The organism is Paraburkholderia sp. (assembly GCF_035948235.1).
GTDB lineage: Bacteria > Pseudomonadota > Gammaproteobacteria > Burkholderiales > Burkholderiaceae > Paraburkholderia.
Genome location: NZ_DASZJJ010000341.1, coordinates 59,235 through 65,527, shown reverse-complemented (window position 1 = coordinate 65,527; position 6,293 = coordinate 59,235). Strand labels below are relative to the sequence as shown.

At 64.0% G+C, this 6,293-nt stretch carries 8 protein-coding genes; all 8 read right to left on the bottom strand.

Going from position 1 to position 6,293, the window contains the following annotated elements; translation table 11 throughout:
• Window positions 1–11 precede the first annotated feature (11 nt).
• The 8 genes from iscX to iscR all read right to left on the bottom strand — a co-directional run bounded on the left by iscX (window position 12) and on the right by iscR (window position 6,213).
• Complete coding sequence (gene iscX / locus VG320_RS30295) at window positions 12–209, bottom strand: Fe-S cluster assembly protein IscX (RefSeq protein ID WP_027814936.1); 198 nt, start codon at window positions 207–209, stop codon at window positions 12–14.
• Between the two features lie 26 nt (window positions 210–235).
• A complete protein-coding gene (gene fdx, locus VG320_RS30290; protein WP_167056146.1) occupies window positions 236–577 on the bottom strand; it encodes an ISC system 2Fe-2S type ferredoxin in 342 nt (113 codons plus the stop codon).
• Between the two features lie 164 nt (window positions 578–741).
• A complete protein-coding gene (gene hscA / locus VG320_RS30285; RefSeq protein WP_327203758.1) occupies window positions 742–2,613 on the bottom strand; it encodes a Fe-S protein assembly chaperone HscA in 1,872 nt (623 codons plus the stop codon).
• A gap of 118 nt (window positions 2,614–2,731) precedes the next feature.
• Complete coding sequence (hscB, locus tag VG320_RS30280) at window positions 2,732–3,268, bottom strand: Fe-S protein assembly co-chaperone HscB (protein ID WP_327203757.1); 537 nt, start codon at window positions 3,266–3,268, stop codon at window positions 2,732–2,734.
• 122 nt (window positions 3,269–3,390) lie between these two features.
• Window positions 3,391–3,714, bottom strand: a complete 324-nt coding sequence (gene iscA / locus VG320_RS30275) for an iron-sulfur cluster assembly protein IscA (RefSeq protein ID WP_327203756.1) — start codon at window positions 3,712–3,714, stop codon at window positions 3,391–3,393.
• A gap of 171 nt (window positions 3,715–3,885) precedes the next feature.
• Window positions 3,886–4,290: a Fe-S cluster assembly scaffold IscU gene (gene iscU, locus VG320_RS30270; RefSeq protein ID WP_205981854.1), complete on the bottom strand. Its 405-nt coding sequence runs from the start codon at window positions 4,288–4,290 to the stop codon at window positions 3,886–3,888.
• Window positions 4,291–4,388: 98 nt separating this feature from the next.
• Window positions 4,389–5,612, bottom strand: a complete 1,224-nt coding sequence (locus tag VG320_RS30265) for an IscS subfamily cysteine desulfurase (RefSeq protein WP_327203755.1) — start codon at window positions 5,610–5,612, stop codon at window positions 4,389–4,391.
• Window positions 5,613–5,679: 67 nt separating this feature from the next.
• Window positions 5,680–6,213 (bottom strand): Fe-S cluster assembly transcriptional regulator IscR, encoded by a 534-nt coding sequence (gene iscR, locus VG320_RS30260; protein WP_143887201.1) that lies wholly within the window; start codon window positions 6,211–6,213, stop codon window positions 5,680–5,682.
• Window positions 6,214–6,293 lie beyond the last annotated feature (80 nt).

Genomic DNA, 6,293 nt, shown 5'->3' with positions numbered 1-6,293 from the left:
ATCAGGTGGAATCAGTAGCCCGCATCCTCGATCCATGCCGCCTGAATCGCTTCGAGGATCTTTTCGTTCGAACGCTCGGGATCATCGTCGAAGCCTTCGAGTTCGGTGATCCAGCGATGCAGATCAGTGAAGCGCACATACTGTGGGTCGACTTCCGGATGGGTATCCGTCAACGCCACTGCGATGTCCTGCGTATCGGTCCATTTCATGGCTGCGCGCTCCTCTTTGGGATGGATCAGTGGTTTTCCTTCGCGTGATTGATCGAGTAACGCGGAATCTCGACCACGAGGTCATCCTCGGCCGGCACGAGCGCCTGGCACGACAGCCGCGAAGTGGGCTCCAGACCCCATGCCTTGTCGAGCAGGTCGTCTTCGAGTTCTTCCGACGGCTCGAGCGCGTTGAAACCTTCGCGCACGATGACGTGACAGGTCGTGCAGGCACACGACTTTTCGCAGGCGTGTTCGATTGCGATGCCGTGTTCCAGCAGCGCGTCGCACACGCTCTCACCCGGCTTGGCGTCGATCACCGCGCCATCAGGGCACAGTTCGACATGGGGCAGCACCACGATTTGAGGCATTCTGATTTCCGTATCCAAAACTTGTCATATCGGGCGCGCCCCGTCCACCGACGGCGGCACACCCATTCTACTGGCGTCGCGCGCTTCGCTGCATCGGGAAAGCACGCAGACAGCGTGCATAACCGATGCGCTCGGATCGCGCCGATCCAGCCTTAACTCTGTACTTAACCGATCTCGTCGAGCTTCTTGCCCGCCAGCGCGCGCTTGATGCCCTTGTCCATGCGGCGGGCCGCGAACTCGTCGGTGCCCTCGGCCAGCGCCTTGGTGGCCGCTTCGATCGCGTCGGTGTCCTCGCCCGGCGCGATCTGCGCAAGCGCCGCGACCAGCTTGTCGAGGTCCGCGCGCTCGGCGTCGTCGAGCAGTTCGCCGTCGGCGGCCAGCGCCGATTGCGTCGCTTCGATCACGCGCTGCGCTTCGACCTGCGCCTCGCGCAAGGCGCGCGCTCGCATGTCGATATCGGCGGTCTTGAAGCTGTCTTCGAGCATCTTCGCGATGTCGTCGTCGGCCAGACCGTAGGACGGCTTGACCACCACCGACGCTTCCACGCCCGAATGCTGTTCGCGCGCAAACACGGACAGCAGGCCGTCCGCGTCCACCTGATACGTCACGCGGATGCGCGCCGCGCCCGCCGCCATCGGCGGAATGCCGCGAAGCTCGAAACGCGCCAGCGACCGGCAGTCGGACACGAGTTCGCGCTCGCCCTGCACTACGTGGATCGCCATCGCGGTCTGGCCGTCCTTGAAGGTCGTGAACTCCTGCGCGCGCGCCACCGGAATGGTCGAGTTGCGCGGGATGATCTTCTCGGTGAGGCCGCCCATCGTCTCCACGCCCAGCGACAGCGGGATCACGTCGAGCAGCAGCCAGTCGTCGTCGCCGCCACGGTTGCCCGCGAGCAAGTCGGCCTGGATCGCCGCGCCCAGCGCCACGACCTGGTCCGGATCGAGATTCGTGAGCGGCGCCTGGCCGAAGAACTGCTCGACCGCGCGGCGGATCACCGGCATGCGCGTCGCGCCGCCGACCAGCACCACGCCCTTGACGTCCTTCGCCGTGACCTTCGCGTCACGCAACGCCTTCTTCGTGGGCGTGAGCGTGCGCTGCACGAGCGCCTGCGTGAGCGCCTCGAAACGCGCTTCGTCGATCGTCACGGCAATCGCCGCGCCGTTCGAGAGCGTGACCTCGATACGCGCTTCAGGCGCCGCCGACAATGCTTCCTTCGCGTCGCGCGCGCGGTCGAGCAACAGACGCACGTCTTCGGGTGCGAGCGCCGCACGCTCGATGCCGCTCTGTTCCAGCACATAAGCGAACACCGCGTGGTCGAAATCGTCGCCGCCGAGCGCCGAGTCGCCGCCCGCCGCGAGCACTTCGAACACGCCCTTGGTGAGCTTGAGAATCGACAGGTCGAAGGTGCCGCCGCCGAGGTCGTAGACCGCGTAGAGGCCTTCCGAGCCGTTGTCGAGACCATAGGCGATCGCCGCCGCGGTCGGCTCGTTGAGCAGGCGCAGCACGTTCAGGCCGGCCAGACGCGCGGCGTCCTTGGTCGCCTGGCGCTGCGCTTCGTCGAAGTACGCGGGCACCGTGATGACTGCGCCGACCAGATCGTCGCCGAGCGAGTCTTCGGCGCGCTGGCGCAGCGTCGCGAGGATTTCCGCCGAGACTTCGACCGGGCTCTTCACGCCGTCGATGGTCTGGATCTGCACCATGCCGGGCGCGTCGACGAATTCATAAGGCGCGTTCGCCGCGCCTTCGACGTCGGCCTTGCCGCGGCCCATGAAACGCTTGACCGAGACAATGGTGTTGCGCGGATCGGTGGCGGCTTCGGCCTTGGCCACGCGGCCGATGCGGCGACCGCCGTTGGCCAGATAGCGCACGACGGAGGGCAGCAGCACGTGGCCGTCTGCGTCGGGCAGCACGTCGGGCACGCCGCTGCGCACCGCGGCGACCAGCGAGTTCGTCGTGCCGAGGTCGATGCCGACAGCCAGCCGTCGCTGATGCGGCGCCGGCGCCATGCCGGGTTCGGAGATTTGCAGTAATGCCATCTGTGTGATCGCTTGATCTGTTTTGGAGCCGTGGCTTCGCGCATTCTGCGCGCCGCGCGGCCCCTTCTGTATCCGGGGGTTCTAAGCCTGTTTGCGCACGTATCTACGCGTGCGCGCTTCAGCCTTCCAGCCGCTCGATCTGCGTGTCGACTTCGGCCGCCACGCGCTCGATGAACATCAGTTGCCGCACCGCTTCGGCGGCCGGCTGGTTCGAGCCGCTATCGAGCAACGCGCCGAGCTTCGTCATCCGCACGCGTTCGTCGTCGCGCAACTCGCCCGCCAGCGCGTCGAGCGCATCGACGTTCTTCGCGCCCACCGCGTCTTCAATCGCCTCGCGCCATTCCATCTGCTGCATCAGGAAGGCCGGCTCCATCGCCGTGTTGTTCTCGGCGCCAACGTCGATGCCGCGCAGATGCAGCAGATACTTCGCGCGCTTGAGCGGGTCGCGCAGCGTCTGATAAGCCTCGTTCGCGCGCGTGGCCCATTGCATCGCGACGCGCTTTTGCGCTTCGCCAGCCGCCGCGAAACGGTCGGGGTGCACCTGCGCCTGCACGGCGCGGTAGGCGTGATCGAGCGCGTCGGCGTCGAGCGCGAACTGCTCGGACAGGCCAAAGAGCACGAAGTGGCTGTCGGAAAGCGAAGAGAGCGAGGCCATCGGATTGAGCGTTCTGGTGGGGTCGTGATGCGAGGCTGAAGCCACTTCAAAGTGACTTCAAAGCGCGGCTTCGAAAAATCAAAAAGGCGGCACAGGCCGCCTTTTCAGCGCAACGCGCGGGCTTACACGCGGAAGGACTCGCCGCAACCGCACTCGTCCTTCACGTTCGGGTTATTGAACTTGAAGCCCTCGTTGAGGCCTTCACGCACGAAATCCAGTTGCGTGCCGTCGATGTACGACAGGCTCTTCGGATCGACGATAACCTTCACGCCATGGCTTTCGAACACGTTGTCTTCGGGCGCGAGCTCGTCGACATATTCGAGCTTGTACGCAAGACCCGAGCAGCCCGTGGTACGCACGCCCAGGCGCAAGCCCACGCCCTTGCCACGACGGATCAGATACTTCTGCACGTGCTGTGCCGCTTTTTCAGTCAACGAGATTGCCATAACGTTTTCGCCCTACTCCATGTCGTGCGTCGCTGTCAGCCTTCTACATGCGCCCGCTTCGTCACGACTCGGCGCAGGCTTGCCTGCATCCAGATCGTTCATTTCACGGCGGTGCCCCGAAAGGTGCGCCGCCGTCCCGCCTGCTGTTCGCCTTGAAGTGGCGCGCAGCTTTTACGCCGCGTCGACCTTCGCGTCCGCCGTGTGGCGTTGCTTGTAGTCGGCGACCGCTGCCTTGATCGCGTCTTCCGCGAGAATCGAGCAGTGGATCTTCACCGGCGGCAGCGCCAGTTCTTCGGCGATCTGCGTGTTCTTGATGTCGAGCGCCTGATCGAGCGTCTTGCCCTTGACCCATTCCGTGACCAGCGAGCTCGAGGCGATTGCCGAGCCGCAGCCATAGGTCTTGAACTTCGCGTCTTCGATCACGCCGTCCGCGCCCACGCGGATCTGCAGCTTCATCACGTCGCCGCACGCCGGCGCGCCGACCATGCCCGTGCCGACTGCATCGTCGTCTTTCGCAAACGAGCCAACGTTGCGCGGGTTTTCGTAGTGGTCCAGAACCTTGTCGCTATATGCCATGATCACACTCCTTCAATTCGTTGGCCGCGCTGCATGTCGATGTGCGCTGCGGCCGGGTCGAGATTCGCTTTTCTGCCTGACTGTCCGTGATGCAGCGCTTAGTGCGCGGCCCACTGGATGGTCGACAGGTCGATGCCGTCCTGGTGCATTTCCCACAGCGGCGACAGTTCGCGCAGCTTGGCGATCTTCGTCTTCAACAGGTTGATGACGTAGTCCACGTCCTGCTCGGTGGTGAAACGGCCCACCGTGAAGCGGATCGAGCTGTGCGCCAGTTCGTCGTTGCGGCCAAGCGCGCGCAGCACGTACGACGGCTCCAGCGACGCCGACGTACAGGCCGAACCCGACGACACCGCCACATCCTTGACCGCCATGATCAGCGATTCGCCTTCGACGAAGTTGAAGCTGATGTTCAGGTTGTGCGGGACACGCTTTTCCATGTCGCCGTTCACGTAGGTTTCTTCGATTTCCGAGAGGCCCTTGAGCAGGCGGTCGCGCAGCATGCGCACGCGCTCGTTTTCCGTGGCCATCTCTTCACGCGCGATACGGAACGCTTCGCCCATGCCGACGATCTGGTGCGTAGCCAGCGTGCCCGAACGCATGCCGCGCTCGTGACCGCCACCGTGCATTTGCGCTTCGATACGGATACGCGGCTTGCGACGCACGTACAGCGCGCCGATGCCCTTCGGACCGTAAGTCTTGTGCGCCGAGAACGACATCAGGTCGACCTTGAGCTTTTGCAGGTCGATGGGCGCCTTGCCCGTCGATTGCGCGGCGTCGACGTGGAACACGATGCCCTTTTCGCGGCAGATCTCACCGATCGTTTCGATGTCCTGGATCACGCCGATCTCGTTGTTCACGTGCATCACGGAAACGAGGATCGTGTCGGGGCGAATCGCGGCCTTGAAGGCGTCCAGATCGATCAGACCGTCATCCTTGACGCTCAGATACGTGACTTCGTAGCCTTCACGCTCCAGCTCACGGCAGGTGTCGAGCACAGCCTTGTGCTCGGTCTTCACCGTGATGATGTGCTTGCCCTTGCTCTTGTAGAAGTGCGCTGCACCCTTGATCGCGAGGTTGTCCGATTCGGTCGCGCCGGAGGTCCAGATGATTTCGCGCGGATCGGCGTTGACGAGCGCAGCGACCTGCTCGCGCGCTTCCTCAACGGCGCGCTCCGCGTCCCAGCCATAAGCGTGGCTACGCGAAGCCGGATTGCCGAACTGCTCGCGCAGGTACGGAATCATCTTGTCCACCACGCGCGGATCGATCGGCGTCGTCGCGCTGTAGTCCATGTAGATGGGCAGGTGGGGAATATCGTTATTCATCTATCGCTCCGGGGAATCTGGGTGCTGCGCATGTACTGTGTATTGCTGGCTTGCGGCGCGGGTGCGCTCATGAACTCGCCATATTGAAGATCGAGTTCGGCCCGAGCGGCACGGCCCTCACGGGCTCGACCGCGGGCGCCTCGGTGCGGCGGTCGCGCAGGACGGCGGGCGCGGCGCCTTCGCGGGCGCGCTGCTTGTCCACCAGGTCCTTGAGCGACACCGAATCGAGGTACTCGACCATCTTCTGGTTCAACGTCGACCAGAGTTCGTGCGTCATGCAGTGGCCGTCGTGCTGCTTGGTGCCTTCGCACGCGCCCTTGCCGCCGCACTGCGTGGCATCGAGCGGCTCGTCCACGGCGATGATGATGTCCGCGACCGTGACGTCCTCCGCGCGACGCGCGAGGTTGTAGCCGCCGCCCGGTCCACGGACCGATTCGACGATTTCATGACGGCGCAGCTTGCCGAACAGCTGTTCGAGGTACGACAGCGAAATGTGCTGGCGCTGGCTGATACCCGCAAGCGTCACCGGGCCCTGCTCCTGGCGCAGGGCCAGGTCGATCATCGCCGTGACGGCGAAACGGCCTTTAGTGGTGAGTCTCATGATGTAGGGGAACCGCAATTCTCGACAATTTTCGTCAAGTATAAATACATGACTAGTTTAGTCAAGTATCCGCGCCGCGA